Here is a 20,544-nt window from a genome sequence, read left to right on the forward strand (position 1 = left end):
CCGAGCGTGTCGAGACCAGCACAATCCCCTCGGCGCTCGATAGGACCGTGTTGGTCTCGACACGCCTTCGCCGCCCTCGCTTCGCTCGGGTGCTCCCTCGCTCGGCACACCCGGACGAGCAAGCTCGCCGGGCGGCCTCGCTCGGTCGCATAGCGGCTCCGGCGGCTCGACCAGCGGGGCTCAGGCCTTGATGGTGACCTTCTCCTCGACGTACGGCTGCGCCTCGGCCGCTTCGTTCGCCTCGGCCTCCCGGGCCTTGCGCTTGGCAGCCCTCGCCTTGAAAGGCCAGGTCAGGAGCTGATCGAGGGTGAACCGGCCCGGGGCGACGAGGCCGAGCACGAGAGCAGAGACACCGAGCGCGGCGGCGAGCTCCCAGCCGCCCTGGTCGACGAAGACCTCGGTGGTGCGGTGGGCGTACCAGATCGCTCCGGCCATCTGAGCCGCGAGCAGCACCCCGACGACCGGCGCGAACAGGCCGAGCATCAGCAGCGCACCGCCGACGAGCTCGACGTACGTCGCCACCTGGGCGGCGATCGCAGGCTGAGGCACCCCCAGCCCGCCGAGAAACTGCTCGGTGCCGGCGAAGCCCTGGTCGTACTTCTGCCAGCCGTGCGCGACGAAGATCCCGCCGACGACCACACGGGCGGCGAGCAGCACGACGTCGTTGAAAAGTCCGGTGTAGGCGTTGCGCCCCACTCGTCGACTCATGTCCGATTCTCCTCTGGGTAGCTCAGAACGGCCCGCACACGGTAGCGATCTCGGGTCCGCGCCGTTACCACCCGGGGTTTGCTGTCAGCCGAAGGGAAATTCCGCTACGGCCTGATAGGCCGGGCGCTTCCTCGGCCCCTCTCCGAGCCGCGAGCGCACCAGCACGAACGACGAGACGGTCCAGGACGGCCCCCGGTACGCATCGAGCAGCCGCACCCAGTTGCTGAGCTCGACCGGAACGCCGGCCCGCGCGACCGTCAGGTGGGGTCGGAAACGTCCGCCGTCGACCTCGGACCCGGCCTTGACCAGCGCGTTACGAGCGCCTGCGGCCGCTCGATCGAGCTCCTCGAACGCGTCGGTCTCCACCCCGGCGTAGAGGACCTTGCCCTCGGCCACGTTGGGGAAGGCGCCGCCACCCGTGATGGTCAGCGTGAAGGGAGTACGCCGCCCCGCGGCCGTCTCCAGCCGCTCGATCGCGTCGTCGAGCGACCGGTCGGGGACGTGAGCGGCGAAGGCGAGCGTCAGGTGGAGCTGGTCAGGCGCCGACCAGCGGAAGGCGGCCGCGTCGCGGCGTACGGACAGGAACTCGTCGAGATCTTCGATCCTCGACTCCGGCGGGATCACCGCCACGAACATTCGATTCATCGATGTCCATTGTGCCTGGCGGAGCGGACAGGGTCACCTGAGTTGTGTGCCGAGCAGGTCGCCGACGACGTAGGTCACCAGCATCGCCAGCAGCCCGCCGGCGACGTTGCGCAGCGCCGCTCGGACGGGTGGCGCGTAGCCGAGGCGCGCGCTGGTCCAGCCGGTGACGGCGAGCGCGGCGGCGACGGTGAGGACCGTCGCCCAGATGCGGTCGCTCTCGGGGAGGAGCGTGATCGAGAGGAGCGGCAGCAGCGCCCCGAGCGTGAACGCGACCATCGAGGCCCCGGCAGCGGTCCAGGGCGAGGTGAGATCGTCGACGTCGATGCCGAGCTCCAGCGCGGCGTGGGCTCGCAGCGCGTCGCGCTTGGTGAGCTGCCGGGCGACGTCGGCGGCGGTCTGGTCCTCGAGCCCACGCTCCCGCAGGAACCCCTCCAGCTCGCGCAGCTCCTCCTCGGGCATCTCCTCCAGCTCGCGGCGCTCCTTGGCGATCAGCGACCTCTCCGTGTCGCGCTGGGTCGAGACGGAGACGTACTCCCCCGCAGCCATGCTGATCGCTCCCGCCACCAGGGCCGCGACGCCGGCAATGAGGATCGCGGTGTCGTCGGTGGTGGCACCGGCGACACCCATCACCACGCCGGCGGTCGACACGATGCCGTCGTTGGCGCCGAGGACCCCTGCGCGCAGCCAGTTGAGCCGGTTGTTCAGGCCGTCGGCCCGCTCCTCGGCGTCGCCGTGGCCCGCATGGGCACCCTCACTGGGGAGCGTCACTGGTCCCCTCGCTGGGGACGGGCTCCTGTGGGTTCTCGCAGAAACGGACCGTCCCGCTCTTGCCGCCGTGATACGCGTACGTCTTCCCCGCTGCCTCGAGCACGACGCGGACGCCGTCGACCAGGGCCATCGAGTACATCTTCCCGGGCTCCGGGCAGCCCAGGCTGCCGTCGCGCCAGGTCACCTCGTCGTTGGAGACGACGGTGATCTCCTCGCTCTTGATCCCCTGACGCTCGGCCAGGTCGGCGATCGCGGCTGCGACGTTCGGGTCTTCGGCGGGCGTCGGGCTGGATGAGCTGGGCACGTCAGACACGTTAGCGCCTGGGTCGGTCGCCTCGGAGCCACATCCGGCCAACGTCAGGGCCAGCAACGGGGCCAGGACGGGCAGGACGTACGCCGCAGGGCGGGTCGCGAGCTTGCTCTTGTCGCTGTTGTGGGTGCTGGTCATGACCTTGGGTACGTCTGCGTTGCGAGGTTCGTTGCGTCCGGGCCGCCTGCGCGGTGCCCTCACCGACACCATCAGATCCCGAACCTCGTCGCGCGTTCCCGCGTGCTCCCAGCACCGCGCCCGGCGTCGGCCTCGCCGTCCCAGGCGTAGACCTCGGTCCCGGTGATGAAGACGCGCTCTGCGCGGTGGTCGGTGTCGAGCGGGTCTCCGGACCAGAGGACGACATCGCCGTCGAGACCGGGCACGATCGCGCCGACGCGGTCGTCGAGACCGAGGAAGCTCGCCGGGTTCGTGGTGATCGCGGCCAGGGCCGTGTCTCGCGGGAGGCCGTCACGTACGGCGAAGGATGCCTGGTGGACCAGGAAGTTGATCGGGATGACCGGGTGGTCGGTGGTGATCGCGACGCGCACGCCCGCGGCGGCCATCGCGGCGATGTTGCGGTTGGCCCGGTTGCGCACCTCCACCTTCGAGCGGGACACGAACATCGGACCGTAGATGACCGGAATGTCCTTCTCGGCGAGCACGTCGGCGAGCAGGTGGCCCTCGGTGCCGTGGTTGACGACCAGGCGGTAGCCGAACTCCTCGCTCAGCCGGATGGCGGTGACGATGTCGTCGGCACGGTGGGTGTGCTGGTCCCAGGCGAGCTCGCCGGCGAGGACGCGAGCGAGGGTCTCCTTGCCGAGATCGCGGTCAAAGGGCTCGCCCTTCTCCTCGGCAGCCGCCCGCTTGGCGGCGTAGTTCTGCGCCTCGACGAAGGCCTTCCGGATGATGGTGGCGACGCCGAGACGGGTCGACGGGGTCTTCTTCTGGTCGCCGTAGACGCGCTTGGGGTTCTCGCCGAGGGCGCTCTTGACCGAGACCGAGTCGGAGACGACCTGCTCGTCGATGGTCCGTCCGCCCCAGGTCTTGATCGCGACCGTCTGGCCGCCGATCGGGTTGCCGGACCCGGGCTTGATCACCGCAGTGGTCACCCCGCCGGCCAGGGCGTCGCGGAAGCCCTCGTCCTCGATGTTGACCGCGTCGATCGCCCGCAGGGCCGCGCCGTCGGGGTCGGTCATCTCGTTGGTGTCCTCGCCGGCCCAGCCCTCGCCCTGCTCGGAGATCCCGATGTGGCCGTGCCCCTCGACGAAGCCGGGCAGCAGCCATCTCCCCGCGGCGTCGATCGTCTCGATCCCGTCGGGGATCTCGACGCCCCTCCCGACTGCCGTGATCACTCCGTCCTCGATCACCACCGTCCCGTCCTCGATCGGGTCGCCGGTGACCGGGACTACGTACGCGTGGGTGATGGCAACGGAGGAGCGCTGGGTCATGGCGCCATCATGCCGCTTCGAGGACCTCAGCGAGCCGTGGGAGGACGAAGTCGAGCCAACCCCGGCCCGTGTGTGTCGGAGGCGAACCTGTGCTGAGGTTGTCGTGGTCCACGACAAGCAGGACAACGCGCAGGTCGTACTATTGTGCGCTTCTCCGTACTTTAGTACGACTTGATGGCGGACTTCTCCGCCCCGAACACCAGGCTCAGGGTCCAGCACCTCGGCGAATCATTGAATGATGCGCGCCTGACCGCCGCGCTGCGCCAGGCTGAGGCCGTTCTGGACCTGGCGGAGCAGCTTCATCACTCTTGACACGATCCCGAACGTCAGTGATCGGGACGTACGCGCGACGCTGCTGATAGGGGCGGCTGATCAGAGTCGCACTCGTCGCCGGGATGCCACGTTCCTCCAGCAACGACCGGGTGAACTTGAGGTTCTGGCCTGTGTTTGTTGCACGCGGTTCGCCTGGCGAGGAACGCCAGGCTCTTCTGCACGTTCGGCGAATTCCACCGCTTCGCCGCGGGGGAAGTTCTTCACCGTCGTGGGCGCGTTCGCACCCGTGAAGACGATCAGTTGGAACCGCCCCTGGTGAAACAGCTTGGCCGTGTGCTCCGCGACACCGATGTCGTCCAGGTGATCTGCTCGATCACCACGGGCGGCCGCTCCCGGAGGAACGGCCGCCCGCGGCGTACGAATGAATTTTCGTTCGGGCTCAGAAGCCGAGGTCGCGGCCGATGAGCTCCTTCATGATCTCATTGGAGCCGGCCCAGATCTTGGTGACGCGGGCGTCGCGCCAGGCGCGAGCGACTCGGTACTCGTTCATGAAGCCGTAGCCGCCGTGGATCTGGACGCAGTGGTCGAGGACCTCGGACTGCGCCTGCGAGGACCACCACTTGGCCTTGGACGCCTCGACGGGCGAGAGCTCACCGCGAGCGTGGGCGGCGACGCACTTGTCGACGTACGCCTCGGCGACCTCGATCTGCGTGACCAGCTCGGCGAGCAGGAACTTGTTGTGCTGGAAGGCGCCGATGGACTGGCCGAAGGCCTTGCGGTCCTTGGCGTACTGCACGGTCTCGAGCAGGATCTGCTTGGCCTGGGCGACGTTGGCGACCGCGCAGGAGACGCGCTCCTGCGGGAGCTCTTCCATCATGTGGATGAAGCCGCGGTTGAGCTCGCCGATGATCTCGGCGTCGGTGACGCGTACGTTCTCGAAGAAGAGCTCGGCGGTGTCGGACTCCTCCATGCCGACCTTGTCGAGCTTGCGGCCGCGGGAGAAGCCCTCCTTGTCGGCCTCGATCGCGAAGAGGGTGATGCCCTTGGCGCCCTTCTCCGGGTCGGTGCGGACCGCGGTGATCACCAGGTCACAGGAGTAGCCGTTGGTGATGAAGGTCTTCGAGCCGTTGATGACCCACTCGTCGCCGTCGCGGACCGCGGTGGTCTTCAGCGCGGCCAGGTCGGAGCCGCCGGACGGCTCGGTCATGCCGATGGCGAGCAGGATCTCGCCGGAGGCCACGCCCGGGAGCCAGCGCTGCTTCTGCTCCTCGGTGCCGAGGCGGACCAGGTAGGGAGCGGTGATGTCGGAGTGGATGCCGACGCAGGTCGGGTAGGCCGCGCCGATCTTGGCGAGCTCCTCGGCGAGGACCGCGTTGAAGCGGAAGTCGTCGGCGCCGGCGCCGCCGTACTCCTCCGGGATCGCGAGACCGAGGAAGCCGTTCTCACCGGCTTCGAGCCAGAACTCGCGGGGCAGCGCCTTGTCGGCGATGTGCTTGTCGGTGTGGGGCTTGACCGAACGCTCCAGCCACTGCTGGACGGAGGCTCGGAAGTCCTCGTGGTCTTCCTCATAGTGGTCGCGCTTCAGCATGCGTCGGAGTCTACGACGCAGTGGTTACTCAGTGGTAACCCCTGTTTCAAAAACGGTTGGGTCATCTGTTGATCCGGACCGGCGTACGCCACGCCACGATCAGCAGCGGGAGCGAGACGACCAGCCCAACGAGGAAGACGACATGCAGCGCCGGCGCGAGGACGTCGGCCGGCAGGGCTTCGAGCGGAGGCACCTCTCCCGGGGCGTACTCACGCCTGACCAGGCCGTTCGCGACCGCGCCGAAGAGCGCGACGCCCAGCGCCGAGCCCACCGAGCGGGCGAACATGTTGGATCCAGTCGCCACCCCGCGCACCTCCCAGCCGACTGCTGAGCCAGCAGCGACGACGCCCGGGTTGACCGACCAGCCGAAGCCGAGCCCGAGCACGAAGCACGGGATCGCCAGGTGCCAGAACGACGACGTCTCGCGGACCGTGACCAGCACCAGCCCGCCGGCGATGACCAACAGCGCACCGAGCCCGACCGCGGCCCGGAACCCCTTCGAGAGGTAGATCCGGCCGGCCGTGGCGGCGGCGATCGGCCAGCCGATGCTCATCCCGGCGAGCGCGAACCCGGCCACCACCGCCGAGTGACCGAGCACGCTCTGGGCATAGAGCGGGACGTACGTGGTCAGCCCGAGCATCACCACGCCGACGATCAGGCTGGCGGCGTTGGCCGGCGCGAGGACCCGGTGGCCGAGGACCCACGGCGGCAGCACCGGGTCGGCGGCACGACGCTCGACGAACCCGAAGGCGACCAGGGCCGCGATGCCGACCGCGAAGATCAGGTAGGACGGCCACGAGGCCCACGCCCAGGCGTGCCCGCCCTCGAGCAGACCGAGCAGCAACGCGATCCCGCCGACGGTCAGCAGCCCAGCACCGGACCAGTCGATGGCGGTCGTCGCCGCGGGTCGGCGGTCCTCGTGGAAGTGGCGGAGCAGCCACAGCGCAACCGCGCCGATCGGCAGGTTGATCAGGAAGATCAGGCGCCAGTCGAGGTAGTCGGCGAAGAGGCCGCCGAGCGTCGGGCCGACGATCGCGGCGGTGGCCCAGACCGACGCGACGTACGACGTCGCGACCGCCCGCTCCTCCAGCGTGTAGATGTCGGAGACGATCGTCATCGCCATCGGCTGGATCGCACCCGCGCCGATGCCCTGGATCGCCCGGAAGACGATCAGTGCGGTCAGCGACCACGCCAGTCCGCACAGCAGCGACCCGACCAGGAAGGCCACGATCCCGGCGATCATGACCGGCTTGCGGCCGAGCCGGTCGGCGACCTTGGCGTACAGCGGCGTGGTCACCGCGGTGGCCAGCACGTAGATCGAGAAGAGCCACGGGAACTGCTCGAACCCGCCCAGGTCCTTCACCACGCTCGGCACCGCGGTCGCCAGGATCGTCATGTCGATCGCGACCAGGCTCAGCGACACCATGACCGCGAGCAGGATCGGCCCGCGTTCGCTACGAAGTCCTATCGAGCTGCGAGTGGGTCTGGTGGAGGTGGACACACTTTTCCGCAAGCCTCACGGCCGCCGATTCATTCCTGGGCATTCCTGGGGAGTCACTTCTCGAGCTCGGCGAGGTCGAAGACCTCGTCGGCGGGAGGCTCCTCGACCTCGAACTCCTCGTCGAAGTCGGAGAAGGTGAGCTCGCCGGCGCTGCCTTGGGTCCACTTCACGATCCGGTGCGGCTCCGAGGCCAGGACGTACGTCCGGCTCTCGGTGTCGCCGTGGGTGACGTCGAGGCGTACGGAGGGACCCTCGGCGGCCATCGCCGGGCCGACCGTCTGCGCCTCGGCCTCGGCCGGGACCATCTGGGCGGTGAGACTGTCGATGCTGCAGAAGGCGCGCAGGCTGGCCAGCTCACCCTCGAGCTTCACCCACTTGTCGCCGACCCGCTTGGCGATGCGCTCGCCCTCGCCCTTGGCCGGCGCGATCGACTTCCAGAACGCCTCGTCGCCCTGATACCAGGCCGAGCCGGCGATGGCGCGCAGCGAGATCTCACCGTCGCCGATGCTGACCTTGCCGACGCAGGTGTCCTCGGCGGAGACGTCGAGATCGACGGTGATCTTGGTGCCCTCCGAGTCGAGCACGTCGCCCTCGACGTGGACGGTGTCGAGGTCGTGCATCGCTGTTCGTGCGTGCTCGGCGATCTGGTTCCCGGGCTCCTTCGCGTAGTCGCGTGCCTGGGACAGGGTGCCCTCCTCCTCGCCACAGCCGGTGAGAGCGCTGGTCAGCGCGACGGTGAGGGCGGTCGTGAGCACGGCTTGGCGAAACACGCGGCCTATCGTGACAGAATTTGCGAACTGGTCAATGCGAAGGCGCCTGTACGTCGGCAACCCACTCGGGCACCAGCTTGCTGGCCGGCCCCTGGCGGGCCTCGTCGAAGAGGTGCGAGGTCTCGGACGAGTCCAGGTTGAGCTCGAGCGTCCTGGCACCGGCGACCGCGGCCATACGTACGAAACCGGCGGCCGGATAGACCGCGCCGCTGGTGCCGACGGCGACGAAGAGGTCGGCCTGGATGAGGGCCCGCTCGATCAGGTCGAGGTCGTAGGGCATCTCGCCGAACCACACCACGTCGGGCCTCAGCGTGCTGTTGCCACACCCTGGGCAGGCGGGCACGTCGCCGAGGTCGTCGTCCCAGGCGAACCGGCCCTGACACGAGGCGCAGAGGGCGGAGAGCAGCTCGCCGTGCATGTGCACGATCCGGCGGGAGCCGGCTCGCTCGTGCAGGTCGTCGACGTTCTGCGTGACCACGAGCAGGTCGTCGCCGAGGATCTGCTCGAGCCTGGCCAGCGCGATGTGGGCCGGGTTGGGCGCCACCGCCCGCAGCTCTCGGCGCCGGTCGTCGTAGAACCGGTGCACCGTCGCGGGATCGCGCTGGAAGGCCTCGGGCGTGGCGACGTCGTCGACGTGGTGCCCCTGCCAGAGTCCGTCGGCGTCGCGAAAGGTCGCGAGACCGCTCTCTGCAGAGATCCCGGCTCCGGTGAGCACGACAACTTTCACAAGCACTGAGGCTAGCGATGTCGACGAAGCCTTCGCTGCCCCGGACGGCTGTTGTGGACTTCTGCCCGGCACAGTCGGGAAAGGCGCCCCCGATATCGGGGACCGCCGGCTCGGTTCGTCCAGCAGGCCGCGAGCGGTCTTACGGTCGCAGCATGTCGTACTTCGTCCTCGTGGCGTGGCTCGTCCAGGTGGCCGTGGGGGTCTTCCTGATGACGGGCTGGTTCCGGCACGGCCGCGCTCACCCACGCGTGGTGATCACCCACGTCGTTCTCTCCGCCATCGGGCTCGGGACGTGGGTGACGTACGTCCTCACCGACCAGGTCCTCTACGCATGGGCGGCCTTGGTCATGATCACGATCGGCAACGCCTTCGGCGACAACATGCTGTTGCGGCGTACGCGGCGTCTGGGCGGCAGCCACCTCTCGATGGTCAACACGTACAAGCTCGCCCTTCGCTCGATCTTCAACGGCCGGCTGCCGTTCCGCGTCGGCTTCCACGCCCTGTTCGCCGGCGTCGTCTACTTCTCCACGCTGGCCGTCTGCATCGCCGCGACCGTCGCGTAGGTCCGTTCAGCCGTGCGGCGAACCGCGCGACCGCGATACTGGCCCCATGGGTGCGGGCGGGGCGTTTCTGATCATCATCGTCGGGGCGGTGCTGCTCGGCTTCGTGGCCCTCGCGATCGCCCTGCTCGTCGCCGCCGGGGTGGTGCGGATGTCGGGGAGGAACCCGAAGCCGCTGGCCTGGACCGGCGTCGGCGTGCTCGCGATTCCGGTGCTGTTCGTCGTCACCCTCGTCGTCTTCTCCCAGCTCAACCGCGACCCCGGCACCATCGAGATCGACCTGCGTGAGCCGGTCCGGCTCTCCAGCCTGCCCGAGGACAACGAGGCCTACCCGGGGATCCGCGACTACGCCAGCGAACGTGTCGATCTCGTGCTGCCCGACGGTCGTCGCTTCGAGGCCGAGGTCGACGGGGTGCTGGTCTGGTCGAAGGACGGGTACGTCACCCGGGTCTCGTTCGACCGGCGGGCCCGAAAGGACGGCGAGACCGAGTCCCTCACCCATGAGTGGGAGAGGGAGCTCGGTGGCGCCGGCACCGTGGAGGCCGATGTGGACTACTCAGATCACGGGCGGGTCCGGGCAGCGGTGCTCGCCGATCCGACCCCGTAGGGCCCACCCGGTCAGCCCGTCCTGTTGACCACGACGAACGGGCAGGCGAACGGGTCGCGGTCGCCGAGGCCGACGCGGTTGAGATGACGGACGACGATGGCGTACGACTCCAGGAGACCGGCCTCGGTGTAGGGGACGCCCTGCTCGGCACAGTAGGCGCGGACCAGGGGCTGGGCGCGGCGAAGAGTGCTGCTCGGCATGCTGGGGAAGAGGTGGTGCTCGATCTGCAGGTTCAGGCCACCCATGAACCAGTCGACCCAGCGCCCGCCGCGGATGTTGCGGGAGGTCAGGACCTGGCGGGAGAGGAAGTCGATCCTGGTGTCGCGCGGAACCAGCGGCATGCCCTTGTGGTTGGGGGCGAAGCTGGCGCCCATGTAGACGCCGAAGACGGCCAGCTGCACGCCGAGGAATGCCGCGCCCAGGCCGAGGCCGAGAACCGAGAAGACCAGGACCGGCCAGCCGATCAGCCGCACCGCCAGGAACGCTGCCTCCGTACGGCGATGCTTGAGGTCCCGGTCGCCGATCACGGTGCGGACGGCGCCGACGTGGAGGTTGACGCCTTCGAGGGTCAGCAGCGGGAAGAACAGCCATCCCTGGCGGGCGGTGAGCCACCGCTTGAAACCTGTACGCCGCTCGACGTCCTCGGGGGTGAACAGCAGGACCGATGGGCGGATGTCCTCGTCCGCGCCGACCTTGTTCGGGTTGGCGTGGTGGCGGGTGTGCTTGCGCATCCACCAGCCGTAGCTCAGCCCGACGACCAGGTTGCCGAGGATGCGAGAGGCCCATTCGTTCTTCGGGCCGGAGGCGAAGATCTGCCGGTGGGCGCCGTCGTGGGAGAGGAACGCCGTCTGGGTGAACAGGACCCCGAAGGCCGCTGCGACCAGCAGCTGCCACCAGGTCTGCCCGAGGGCGAGCATGGCGATCAGCGCGAGCGCGTAGCCGGTGCCGAGGAGGGCTGCACGGCGGGCGTACGTCCGCGGCGACCGCGCCAGGAGGCCCTCTTGCCTGACGCGACTCATCAGCTCGGTGTAGGCGTTGACCTGGCGGTGAGCCTGGCCGGGGAGCGTGGCCATCGTGGTCACCGCCCCAGACGCCGCAGGCGGGCCATGGCCAGCGGCAGGCAGATCGCGATGATGGCGACCGGCCAGAGGACGGCCATGGTCAGCGCGTGCTCGCCGACCCAGGTGGTGGCGGGAGCGGCCACGTTGCCGAAGAGCTCACGGGTGGCGATGACGGTGGAGGAGAGCGGGTTCCACTCGGCGGGGATGGCCAGCCAGCCGGGCATCAGGTCGGTCGGCACGATCGTGTCGGCGACCATGGCGAGCGGGAAGACGAGCGCGAAGTACTTCATCGCCGCCTCGGGTCCACTGACCAGCAGGCCGAGCAGGATGCCGACCCAGGAGAAGGCCAGACGCAGCAGCACCAGCAGCCCGAGCGCGACGAGGACACCGCCGAGCCCGAGATGGGCCTGCCAGCCGAAGAGCGTCCCCAGCGCCAGCAGGATGGACAGCTCGACCACCGCCAGGATCATGTCGGCCAGGGCGCGCCCGGCCAGCACTGCCACCGGTGACATGGGAAGGGATCGCATACGGTCCAGTACCCCGCCGCGTACGTCCTCAGCGATCGAGATCGTCGTGTTCCCGATGCCGAACGCCATGGTGAGCGCGAAGAGGCCCGGGAGCAGGAACTCCCGATACTCGGCCCCCGGCACGTCCATCGCGACCCCGAAGGCCTCGCCGAAGACGAAACCGAACATCGCCACGGCCATCACCGGGATCATCAGCGTGCCGAGGAGCTCGTCGGGGCGGCGTACGAGATGGAGGAGGTGGCGCTTGGCCACGACCCAGGTGTCGACCGCCGCCCACGTGATGCGTGATCCGTGGATGTCGGAGACGTCGGTCATGGCCCCAGCAATGGACCCAGTGATGGACACAGACATCTCAGGCCCCCTCGGTCAGCAGCAGGAACGCCTCGTCGAGGTCGCGGCCGCCGACGCTGGACTTGAGCTCGGCGGGCGATCCCTCGGCCACGACGCGACCGCGGTCGACCATCGTGATGCGTGAACACAAGCGGTCGGCCTCCTCCAGGTACTGGGTGGTCAGCAGCACGGTCGTGCCGGACTCGGCCAACTCGCGGACCGCGTCCCAGACCTCGAGCCGGCTGCGCGGGTCGAGCCCGGTGGTGGGCTCGTCGAGGAAGAGCACGTGGGGGCTGCGGATGAGGCTGACGGCGAGGTCGAGCCGTCGCCTCATGCCTCCGGAGTAACCGCGGACCGGGCGGTCGGCGGCTTCGACGAGCCCGAAGCGCTCCAGCAGCTCACCGGAGCGCTGACGTGCCTGCTTGGCCCGCATCCGGTACAGGCGGGCGAACATCTCCAGGTTCTGCCGGCCGCTCAGGACCTCGTCGACGGCGGCGTACTGTCCGGCGATACCGATGCGGGCGCGCACCCCCGCCCGGTCGTGGACGACGTTGCGGCCGGCGACCCAGGCCTGACCGGAGTCGAGGCGGGCGAGGGTGGCCAGGATGCGTACGGTGGTGGTCTTGCCGGCGCCGTTGGGCCCCAGCAGTCCGTGGACGGTGCCGGGGGCGACGGCGAGGTCGATGCCGTCCAGCGCGGCACCACGACCGGGATAGCTCTTGCGGAGCCCTTGGGTCCAGATGGCGGGTTCGTCGGTGATCATGCTGCTGTCTCCATGTCCTTTGCGGGGATGCGTCGGGCGGTGGCTGTTCGGCCCCTCCGGCCCTCGGTGGTCGAGCTTGTCGAGATCACACCGGCCGGGGTCACCTCGTCGTAGCGGCCCAGTGCGATCCGAGCGATGTTGAGCAGCGACTCGCTGCCCTCGGTGTAGTAGCCGCAGTGGCCGGGGATGTCGCCGGTGCCGAACGTGGTCGCACCGAGCTCGGGATGCAGCGGGTTGCGGCCCAGACCGAGCCGGCCGAGGCGTACCTGCGGGATCAGCCGGATCCGGTCGGTCTCGCCGTAGCCGGCCCACAGCCGCGTGCCGGTGCCGAGCTCGGAGCGGTGGACCACACCCATGCCCGGGCTGCCCAGCGCCACGCAGTCCTCGGCGCGAGCCGCGGCGAGGGCGAGGCCGGCGACCGTGGAGCCGTAGCTGTGGCCGATCAGGGTGAGGTGGGCATCGCGGGGCAGGTAGTGGGTGAGGGCGGCCAGGTCGTTCGCGCCGGCATAGGCCGCGTCGTTGGTGATCGCGTTGTACCACTCCGGCGGCGCGTGGTAGCCCACCCAGACCACGACGGCCGACCGGCTCTCGGGCGCGAGCTCCTGCATCGTACGAAGCAGGAGCTGCCCGCGGCTGCGGGGGCTGTGAGCCTCCTGGCTGGTGAAGTAGTTGCCGAGGTGGTGGCCGTTGCCGGGCACGACGACCGCGATGTGGTCGGCGTTCACGACGTCTCCGAAGACCTCCACGACCCGCGCTCCGCCGGGAGGGTCGCAGGCGAGCAGCCGGGGTCCGATGGTTCCGTCGGCCTCGTCGAGGCCGTATCTGAGCGGCGTCACTGTCATGGCTGTGACGTTAGGAAGCGGGTTCACCGCCGCGCGTCACTCCCGGGAGCCATTCGACCCCCTACCGGGGTAGTCGGGGATGCCCCTTGGAACCAGACCCGATGCGACTCGTCGCTGGGATGAGCCGCACTGAGGAGAAATTATCGCGTCTCGTCAAATCCGTTTCGCCTTGGAGGACGAACCACGCCGTGGCGCGACTTTGTGATCCAGATCACGTCCATCAGACCGGGCCGCGGCTGGCCGTTCGGTGGCAGCGCCTGTCGAGTGGAAGGGACAGTCATGAGTGAACAGTCACGTCGCGGTTTCCTGGTGATCGCCGGGGCCGGGACAGCGGCAGCGGTCGGTGCGGTTGCCGTACCCAAGATCTTCGGTTCGACGTCCGCCGATGCGGCGGCCGGCCTGGAGTCGGTCGACCTGGCGAACGCGGAGTCGTTCGTGGTGCACGTGAAGAACGTCAAGCAGGGCCAGCTGGTGATCATGGTCGGCGACCGCGAGGTCCTGGTGACTGATCGGGAGCTCGCCGCCCGCCTGGCCGGATCCACGCGGACCGCCTGACCTGACCACGGGCCGGCGTACCGCGGGCACCCTTCGTACCTCATCTCATCGATCAGCACCTCTAGTGGAGGAACTTCATGTCGTCCCATCGCGAAGCACCGGAGATCTCGAAGGATCCGGTCGCCGACAACACCGATGTCTACGCGTTCGTCAGCCCGGACAAGCCGGACACGGTCACCCTCATCGCAAACTTCATCCCGTTCCAGAACCCGTTCGGCGGTCCGAACTTCTACGAGTTCGGCGACGACGTGCTCTACCAGATCAACATCTCCAACGGCGGAGACGGCAAGACCGACATCAGCTACCAGTTCCGGTTCCGGGCCGAGATCCGGAACAAGAAGACCTTCCTCTACAACACTGGACCGATCACCTCGATCGAGGACAAGACCTGGAACCGTCCGCAGTACTACACGGTCACCCGAGTGGAGAAGGGCAGGTCCCGGACCCTGGCCCGTGACCTCCCCGTACCGCCGGTCAACGTAGGCATCCGGAGCACGCCGGACTACGCCAAGCTCGCGAAAGCGGCAGTCCACACTCTCGACGGCGGACGCACGGTGTTCGCCGGGCAGCGCGCGGACGGCTTCTTCGCTGACCTGGGCAGCATCTTCGACCTCGGTACGCTGCGGCCGTTCCAGATGGCGCACCTGATCCCGTCAGCTGCAGCGGTCGGGGTCAACGGTCTGCAGGGCTCGAACGTGCACACGATCGCACTCCAGGTCCCGATCAGCGACCTGACCCGCAACGGCCGGGTCCCCAAGGACGTGATGGACCCGAAGGCGACCATCGGTGTCTGGGCGTCGGCCAGCCGGCAGCAGTCCAGGATCTTCGACGAGCTTCTCGGCATCTCCGTGTGGCACGGCCCGCACAAGCAGGTTTCGCGGCTGGGCAATCCCCTGTTCAACGAGGTCATCGTGCCGATGGCGGAAAAGGACAGGTGGAACAGCCGACCGCCGTCGAAGGACCGCGAGTACGCCAAGTACGTGACCACGCCGGAGCTCGCCGGCCTGCTGCCCGTGCTCTACCCGGACGTGTTCCCGAACCTGGCGGCGTACAAGAAGCCGCGGGCGGACCTCGCAGCGATCCTGCTGACCGGGATCCCGGAGGGGGTGGTGCCGGGATTCCAGAACTACACCGGCCCGGTCGAGTCCGACCTGCTCCGACTGAACGTCGCCGTTCCGCCGGCCAAGACACCGAATCCGCTCGGCCTCGTCGCCGGCGATGCCGCCGGATTCCCCAACGGACGCCGGGTCTTCGACGACGTGGTCACTGTCGAGCTGCGAGCGGTCGCCGGGCTCACCATCCCGCTCGTCGACCCGAAGTTCACCCCCGACGACGCGGCGAGCGCGATCAACGACGGTACGTCGAACACGAACTCCGACTACCTGAAGGTGTTCCCGTACCTCGGTACGCCCGCCGGCGGATACCAGTCCAAGCCGGGCGTGCCGGCCGCGTCATGAACAAGGACGCGAATCTCCTCGAGAACCCCCATGCCGGGCGGGGGTCATCGGTGCTGCTGGACATCGGTGGCGACATCGGTGCCCTGGTCATCGAGATGCCGGCCGAGCTCGAAGGGCTGGAGATCGAGCTGCGCCCGACCGGCCGAGCCGTCCCGGCTGGGCCGGAGGATGCGAAGGGCCACAGCCACGATGAACTCGATCACGGTCATCACCACGGGCTGCCGCACGTAGCTGTGGTGCCGCGACCGACGCCCGAGGGCGACACGGTCCACTCGGCTGTCTTCTACGAGGTCCCCGAGGGGTCCTACGAGCTGTACGTCCGACCGGACGGTCCGGTCCGGCTGACCGTGGACGTCAGCGGAGGGAAGGTCACCTACGCAATCTGGCCACGCTGACATGAATGGCCCGGCCCGCACCATCGCGGGCCGGGTCATGCGTCTCTCGCCCGTCAGACGTGCGGCGCGACCAGGCCGCTCTCGTAGGCGAACACCACGGCCTGGGCGCGGTCGCGCAGGCCGAGCTTGCCGAGGATGCGGCTGACGTGGGTCTTCACGGTCTGCTCGGCCAGGAAGAGCTCGGCGGCGATCTCGCTGTTGGAGCTGCCTCGGGCGATGTTCTCGAGCACCTCGCGCTCACGCTCGGTCAACTGCTTGAGGCGCGGGTCGGCCCGCCTCTTCCTAGGCGCGCGGGCGAACTGGGCGATCACCTGCCGGGTCACCGACGGTGAGAGCAGCGCCTCGCCTGCGTGGACCACGCGGATGGCGGAGGCGAGCTCGTCCGGAGAGGCGTCCTTGAGCAGGAACCCGCTGGCACCGAGACGCAGGGACTCGTGGACGTACTCATCGGCGTCGAAGGTGGTCAGCATGATCACCTTGATCTGTGCGGTGGCCGGGTTCTCGGCGAGCTGCCGGAGCGCCTCGATCCCGTCCATCACCGGCATCCGGACGTCCATCAGCACCACATCAGGATGGGTACGCCGCACCACCTGCACCGCCTCGGAGCCGTCGGCGGCGGTGCCGACCACCTCGATGTCCGGCTGGGTGCTGAGCAGCGCCACGAATCCGGAGCGCACCATGTCCTGGTCGTCGACGACCACGATCTTCACCGTCACGCCGCCACCCCCGTAGCGCAAGCGCCAGAATACGGGCGCGGCGGCGTGTTGTGCTCACGGTTCACTCGCTTGCGCTCGTTCACGGGGTCTTCCTACCGCGTTTGGAGAGGGCGCGCACAACGGTTTGCTTCGGGAGTCGCGCGTCGACGACGAACGCGTTCTCTCCAGTTGCCCCGGCGGTGAGGCTGCCACCGACGGCGGCGGCGCGCTCACGCATCCCGATCAGTCCGTGACCCCCGCTGGCGTTCTCCCCCGCGGCGGTCGGGGCGGGGCCGGCGAGCGTGTTGGTCACCCGGATCTCGAGATCCTGCTCGCCTAGCGTCAGATCGATGCTCACCGGCTCGCTGGGAGCATGGCGGCGGGCGTTGCTGAGCGCCTCCTGCACGATCCGATAGGCGGCGGTGCCGACCTCGGGAGCCACATCGGTGACCTCCGGAAGCTCGCCGCGCACCTCGACCCGCTGCCCCGTCCCTCGGGCCGAGTCGAAGAGGCCGGCGAGACCGTCGATGCCCGGCACCGGGACCCGGCCCGACTGACCCTCCTCGGTGCGCAGGACATCGAGGACACCACGCATCTGCCGCAGGGCCGAGGCGGCGAGGTCGGCGATCTCGGCGAACTCCGCCTCGGCCGCCGGGCTGACGTCGTCGACCCGGTGCGGCGCCGATCTGGCCTGGACGGTGATCAGCGACATGTTGTGGGCGATCACGTCGTGCAGCTCGCGGGCGATGCGCGCCTTCTCCTCGACGACCGAGCGCCGCTCGTGCTCCTCCTGCAAGGCGCTGCGGCTCTCGGCCAGCCGCCTGGCGACGGCGGCGAGGGCGCCGAACAGCAGCGCGAGCGAGGCGAAGTTGGCCACCTCCACGAGCGAGTCGCCGATGTCGTTCCACGTCCATCCGACCACGGCCAGGACCACTCCGGCGGCAACCTGAATGGCCAGGGTGATCGCCGCCAGCCGCCACCCGGCGACCAGGGTCAGCACAACCAGCACCAGAAGCTGGGTCAGCGTCGGCGGCGGCACCATCCATGGCCATCCGTCCTCGCTCACCCTCACGATCGCCAGTGCGGCCACGGTCACCGCGGCCAGGGAGAGCCCGGCCGCCTCCACCGGCCGCCGGAGCGCCAACGGAACCGAGGCGGCGTGCGTGACCCCGATCAGCAGAGCGACCCCGCCCGCGACCTCATAGGGGTCGGTGGTCAGGACCGCGGCCTCCACGATCGCGAGCACGGTCGCGGCGACGTACAAGGCCAGACGACCGCGGCCAGGCCAGGTCTTCAGCATGCTTTCAGTAATACCAGGGCATCGCGTGCGTGGCGCATGCTCCGCACAACTCGTGCAGTCGCGCTGCCCCTGAGCGCCTATGGCCTCCGTCTGGACGATGTACGCGCCGACTGCACCGTTCTGTACTGGTGGCGCCCAAGTTCCTGGAGATCGAAGTGGGTGACCTCGCCGATCGAGAATTGGTCACTCTGGGCCTTCCCGAGCGGCTCCGGAAGGCCCAAATCGACCCGTTCACCGGGTGACGCGCTACCTGCCCACGGCAGCCTTGTCCTCGTCCTGCGTTCGGATTGTGCCCTCGCCGGACTCGATCCGGCTCTTCAGGCTGACGGTGATGTAGTGGGTCCAGGCGTCGTAGCAGACGTCGAAGCACTCGTCGCCGCGGCTGAGGCCCTCGTGGGTGAAGGTCACCCGGGTCTGGTCGCCATCGCGGTCGATGTCGAAGCGTCCGGTCGTGCCGATCCACTCCTTCTTGTCCGCGATGAAGTCGAGGTAGCCGTCGGTGAACTCCCACACGACGCGCTCGCCCGGAACCAGCTCCTTGACGAGCTGCTTGGAGTAGTGGATGTCCGGCACCAGGTAGTACCACTCGGCACCGACCTGGTCGGTGGGTCCGGCGATGTGGTGCCCCCACCAGGAACGTACGTCGTTGATGGCTTCGTACGCCTCCTGAGGGGTGGCGTCGACGGTGAAGGTTGCGGTGAGGTCGCTCATGGTTGTCTCCTGAGATCGGCTCTGACTTTCATCATGGACTTGCATCATGCAAGCACCACCGTAGACACAGACACTTTCATCATGCAAGTGACTTGCTAGACTCTTCACTGTGCTCGGAAAGACGTACGACGGTCAGATCTGCTCCATCGCCCGATCTCTGGAGATCGTGGGCGAGCGCTGGACCCTGCTGATCCTGCGGGACGCGATCTTCGCCGGCGTCACGCGCTACGGCGACTTCCAGCACAACCTCGGCATCTCCACGAACATCCTGAAGACACGCCTCGCCTCCCTCGTCGAGGCCGGCCTGATGACCCGCGACGACGCCGGCGACTACCGGCCGACCGCCATGGCCCAAGGGCTACGCCCCGCGCTGATCGCGCTCACCGAGTGGGGGGATACCTGGTTCGCCCCCGACGGCCGCCCGATCGACTACCTCCACGCGGACTGCGGCGAACCCGTCCACCTCGAGACGCGCTGCGAGCAGCACGGCACCGTCCCACCGGAGGACGTCGTGGTCCGCCCCGGCCCGGGCATGCCCGCGGACTACCTGGCGGCCCGCCGGCCGGTTCGGAACCGATGACGCAGCAGTGCCCGCCGCGACTCGCAGCAGGCACTGTGAGGGTCAGGCGTCGACGAGATCTCGGTCGCTGGTCTCCCCCAGCCGGACCAGGGAGAAGACGCTCAGGAGGCAGAACGCGGCGATGACGGTGGAGAGCATGATGGTGCTCGCACCGGCCTTCTGCATAGACGCGAAGAGGAGCGGCGAGAGCCCTGCCCCCATGCCGGCGAGCTGGTAGCCCAGCGAGGCCCCGGTGTAGCGCGAGGAGGTCTTGAAGACCTCGCTCATCAGCGCTGCGAGCGGACCGTAGAAGGCGGCGTGGATGACCGACTGCCCCAGGACCACCGCAAGGACCAGCAGCGCGGTGCTCCCGCTGTCGAGCATCGGGAAGAGCAGATATCCGAAGACGGCGGTCGCGACGGCCGCGGAGAGCACCACGGGCCGACGGCCGACCCGGTCGGTGAGCGCGGACCAGCCGATGATCCCGATGACGGCGCCGGCCGAGGACAGCGTCAGGGCGTTGAGCACCGCCGGGCGCTCGAAGCCCGCCCCGATGGCGTAGCTGATCAGGAAGGTGGTCAAGGTGCCTTGCACCACGAAGGCGCCGAGCCCCACCCCGACGGCCAGCAGGAGCGTGCGCGGGTGGTTGCGGAGCACCTCCATCAGCGGCGTCTTCGCGTCGGCCTTCTTCTCCTTCATCGCTTCGAAGGCGGGCGACTCGGTCACGCTGAGGCGGATCCACAGGCCGACGGCGAGCAGGACGATGCTGAGCAGGAACGGCACGCGCCATCCCCAGGCGGTGAACTGCTCGGGAGTGGTGACCGTGGCCATCAGCGCCATCACCGCGGTGGAGAGGACCATTCCGGCCGGGGCACCTGCATTGGTGAACGATGCCCACAGACCACGCCGAGAGGTGGCGTGCTCGGCGGTGATCAGCACCGCGCCGCCCCACTCGCCACCGATCGCGACACCCTGGATGACCCGAAGCAGGACGAGAAGCACCGGCGCGGCTGCGCCGATCTGGCCATACGTCGGCAGGCAGCCGATCAGGAAGCTGACCAACCCCATGATCAGCATGGTCAGGACCAGCATCTTCTTCCGGCCGAGCCGGTCGCCGAAGTGGCCGAAGATCACGCCGCCGAGCGGGCGCGCCAGGTAGCCCGCGGCGAAGGTGCCGAAGGACGCGATCGTTCCGGTCACCGGGTCGAGGTTGGAGAAGAAGACCTCATTGAAGACCACGGCCGAGGCGGTGGAGTAGAGCAGGAAGTCGTAGTACTCGATCAAGCTGCCCGTGAAGCTGCTGGCGACGATCCGGCCCATCTGCGTACGTGGGGCGGTCGTGCTACCACCGGAGGTGAGGGTCATTTTGGGGGCTCCATTCAGGATTCCTGTTTATCAGGATTCCTGTCAATTCTAGTGATACACGTCACCCCGTCAAGGGGTC

24 protein-coding genes are annotated in these 20,544 nt (G+C 68.7%); 7 read left to right on the top strand and 17 right to left on the bottom strand.

What is annotated here, in order from left to right:
- Positions 1-180: 180 nt before the first annotated feature.
- From BJ988_RS22325 to BJ988_RS22345, 5 genes are all read right to left on the bottom strand, one after another.
- A complete protein-coding gene (locus BJ988_RS22325; protein WP_179660082.1) occupies positions 181-708 on the bottom strand; it encodes a DoxX family protein in 528 nt (175 codons plus the stop codon).
- A gap of 84 nt (positions 709-792) precedes the next feature.
- Positions 793-1,353: an RNA 2',3'-cyclic phosphodiesterase gene (gene thpR, locus BJ988_RS22330; RefSeq protein WP_179660083.1), complete on the bottom strand. Its 561-nt coding sequence runs from the start codon at positions 1,351-1,353 to the stop codon at positions 793-795.
- Positions 1,354-1,386: 33 nt separating this feature from the next.
- Positions 1,387-2,121 (bottom strand): VIT1/CCC1 transporter family protein, encoded by a 735-nt coding sequence (locus BJ988_RS22335; RefSeq protein ID WP_179660084.1) that lies wholly within the window; start codon positions 2,119-2,121, stop codon positions 1,387-1,389.
- Positions 2,105-2,569, bottom strand: a complete 465-nt coding sequence (locus BJ988_RS22340) for a hypothetical protein (protein WP_179660085.1) — start codon at positions 2,567-2,569, stop codon at positions 2,105-2,107. The genes BJ988_RS22335 and BJ988_RS22340 overlap by 17 nt, the downstream gene beginning before the upstream one ends.
- Positions 2,570-2,640: 71 nt before the next feature.
- On the bottom strand, positions 2,641-3,879 hold the full coding sequence (locus tag BJ988_RS22345; RefSeq protein WP_179660086.1) for an amidohydrolase: 1,239 nt from the start codon (positions 3,877-3,879) through the stop codon (positions 2,641-2,643).
- Positions 3,880-4,053: 174 nt separating this feature from the next.
- Between BJ988_RS22345 and BJ988_RS22350 the strand changes: the two genes are divergently transcribed.
- A complete protein-coding gene (locus BJ988_RS22350) occupies positions 4,054-4,191 on the top strand; it encodes a hypothetical protein (protein ID WP_179660087.1) in 138 nt (45 codons plus the stop codon).
- Positions 4,192-4,591: 400 nt separating this feature from the next.
- On the opposite strand, the gene BJ988_RS22355 is transcribed toward BJ988_RS22350, so the two are convergent.
- The 4 genes from BJ988_RS22355 to BJ988_RS22370 form a co-directional block, all read right to left on the bottom strand.
- Positions 4,592-5,740 carry an acyl-CoA dehydrogenase family protein gene (locus BJ988_RS22355; protein ID WP_425490884.1) on the bottom strand — a complete coding sequence of 383 codons (1,149 nt, stop codon included), beginning with the start codon at positions 5,738-5,740 and terminating at the stop codon, positions 4,592-4,594.
- A 61-nt stretch (positions 5,741-5,801) separates the two neighbouring features.
- Positions 5,802-7,166, bottom strand: coding sequence for an MDR family MFS transporter (locus BJ988_RS22360; protein WP_246321550.1), 1,365 nt, complete (start codon positions 7,164-7,166; stop codon positions 5,802-5,804).
- A gap of 128 nt (positions 7,167-7,294) precedes the next feature.
- On the bottom strand, positions 7,295-8,011 hold the full coding sequence (locus tag BJ988_RS22365; protein ID WP_179660089.1) for a hypothetical protein: 717 nt from the start codon (positions 8,009-8,011) through the stop codon (positions 7,295-7,297).
- A gap of 31 nt (positions 8,012-8,042) precedes the next feature.
- Positions 8,043-8,738, bottom strand: a complete 696-nt coding sequence (locus BJ988_RS22370; RefSeq protein ID WP_343051737.1) for an NAD-dependent deacylase — start codon at positions 8,736-8,738, stop codon at positions 8,043-8,045.
- Positions 8,739-8,890: 152 nt separating this feature from the next.
- Between BJ988_RS22370 and BJ988_RS22375 the strand changes: the two genes are divergently transcribed.
- A complete protein-coding gene (locus BJ988_RS22375) occupies positions 8,891-9,301 on the top strand; it encodes a hypothetical protein (protein ID WP_179660091.1) in 411 nt (136 codons plus the stop codon).
- Positions 9,302-9,347: 46 nt separating this feature from the next.
- Positions 9,348-9,905, top strand: coding sequence for a hypothetical protein (locus BJ988_RS22380; protein WP_179660092.1), 558 nt, complete (start codon positions 9,348-9,350; stop codon positions 9,903-9,905).
- Between the two features lie 11 nt (positions 9,906-9,916).
- Here BJ988_RS22380 and BJ988_RS22385 read toward each other — a convergent pair whose 3' ends face one another.
- Genes BJ988_RS22385 through BJ988_RS22400 form a run of 4 tightly spaced genes read right to left on the bottom strand, consistent with a single transcriptional unit; the run spans position 9,917 to position 13,428 of the window.
- Complete coding sequence (locus tag BJ988_RS22385) at positions 9,917-10,978, bottom strand: fatty acid desaturase family protein (protein ID WP_218861047.1); 1,062 nt, start codon at positions 10,976-10,978, stop codon at positions 9,917-9,919.
- A 5-nt stretch (positions 10,979-10,983) separates the two neighbouring features.
- Positions 10,984-11,808, bottom strand: a complete 825-nt coding sequence (locus BJ988_RS22390) for an ABC transporter permease (RefSeq protein WP_179660094.1) — start codon at positions 11,806-11,808, stop codon at positions 10,984-10,986.
- Positions 11,809-11,845: 37 nt separating this feature from the next.
- Entirely contained in the window at positions 11,846-12,586 is a 741-nt protein-coding gene (locus BJ988_RS22395; RefSeq protein WP_179660095.1) for an ABC transporter ATP-binding protein, read from the bottom strand.
- The gene (locus BJ988_RS22400; RefSeq protein WP_246321551.1) at positions 12,583-13,428 is read right to left on the bottom strand and encodes an alpha/beta hydrolase; all 846 of its coding nucleotides are present in this window, start codon (positions 13,426-13,428) and stop codon (positions 12,583-12,585) included. The genes BJ988_RS22395 and BJ988_RS22400 overlap by 4 nt, the downstream gene beginning before the upstream one ends.
- Positions 13,429-13,707: 279 nt before the next feature.
- Between BJ988_RS22400 and BJ988_RS22405 the strand changes: the two genes are divergently transcribed.
- The 3 genes from BJ988_RS22405 (at position 13,708) to BJ988_RS22415 (ending at position 15,835) form a co-directional block, all read left to right on the top strand.
- Positions 13,708-13,983 carry a hypothetical protein gene (locus BJ988_RS22405; protein ID WP_179660096.1) on the top strand — a complete coding sequence of 92 codons (276 nt, stop codon included), beginning with the start codon at positions 13,708-13,710 and terminating at the stop codon, positions 13,981-13,983.
- Between the two features lie 77 nt (positions 13,984-14,060).
- A complete protein-coding gene (locus tag BJ988_RS22410; RefSeq protein WP_179660097.1) occupies positions 14,061-15,440 on the top strand; it encodes a DUF4331 domain-containing protein in 1,380 nt (459 codons plus the stop codon).
- Entirely contained in the window at positions 15,437-15,835 is a 399-nt protein-coding gene (locus tag BJ988_RS22415; protein WP_179660098.1) for a hypothetical protein, read from the top strand. The genes BJ988_RS22410 and BJ988_RS22415 overlap by 4 nt, the downstream gene beginning before the upstream one ends.
- Positions 15,836-15,888: 53 nt before the next feature.
- Here the strand turns inward: BJ988_RS22415 and BJ988_RS22420 are convergent, their stop codons facing one another.
- From BJ988_RS22420 to BJ988_RS22430, 3 genes are all read right to left on the bottom strand, one after another.
- Entirely contained in the window at positions 15,889-16,551 is a 663-nt protein-coding gene (locus tag BJ988_RS22420) for a response regulator (protein WP_179660099.1), read from the bottom strand.
- Positions 16,552-16,630: 79 nt separating this feature from the next.
- Positions 16,631-17,830, bottom strand: coding sequence for a sensor histidine kinase (locus BJ988_RS22425; RefSeq protein ID WP_179660100.1), 1,200 nt, complete (start codon positions 17,828-17,830; stop codon positions 16,631-16,633).
- Between the two features lie 246 nt (positions 17,831-18,076).
- The gene (locus tag BJ988_RS22430) at positions 18,077-18,541 is read right to left on the bottom strand and encodes an SRPBCC family protein (protein WP_179660101.1); all 465 of its coding nucleotides are present in this window, start codon (positions 18,539-18,541) and stop codon (positions 18,077-18,079) included.
- 109 nt (positions 18,542-18,650) lie between these two features.
- Between BJ988_RS22430 and BJ988_RS22435 the strand changes: the two genes are divergently transcribed.
- Positions 18,651-19,121 (top strand): winged helix-turn-helix transcriptional regulator, encoded by a 471-nt coding sequence (locus BJ988_RS22435; protein ID WP_179660102.1) that lies wholly within the window; start codon positions 18,651-18,653, stop codon positions 19,119-19,121.
- Positions 19,122-19,163: 42 nt separating this feature from the next.
- Here BJ988_RS22435 and BJ988_RS22440 read toward each other — a convergent pair whose 3' ends face one another.
- Complete coding sequence (locus BJ988_RS22440; protein ID WP_179660103.1) at positions 19,164-20,465, bottom strand: MFS transporter; 1,302 nt, start codon at positions 20,463-20,465, stop codon at positions 19,164-19,166.
- Positions 20,466-20,544 lie beyond the last annotated feature (79 nt).

The sequence above is a fragment of the Nocardioides panzhihuensis genome, from assembly GCF_013408335.1.
Classification (GTDB): domain Bacteria; phylum Actinomycetota; class Actinomycetes; order Propionibacteriales; family Nocardioidaceae; genus Nocardioides; species Nocardioides panzhihuensis.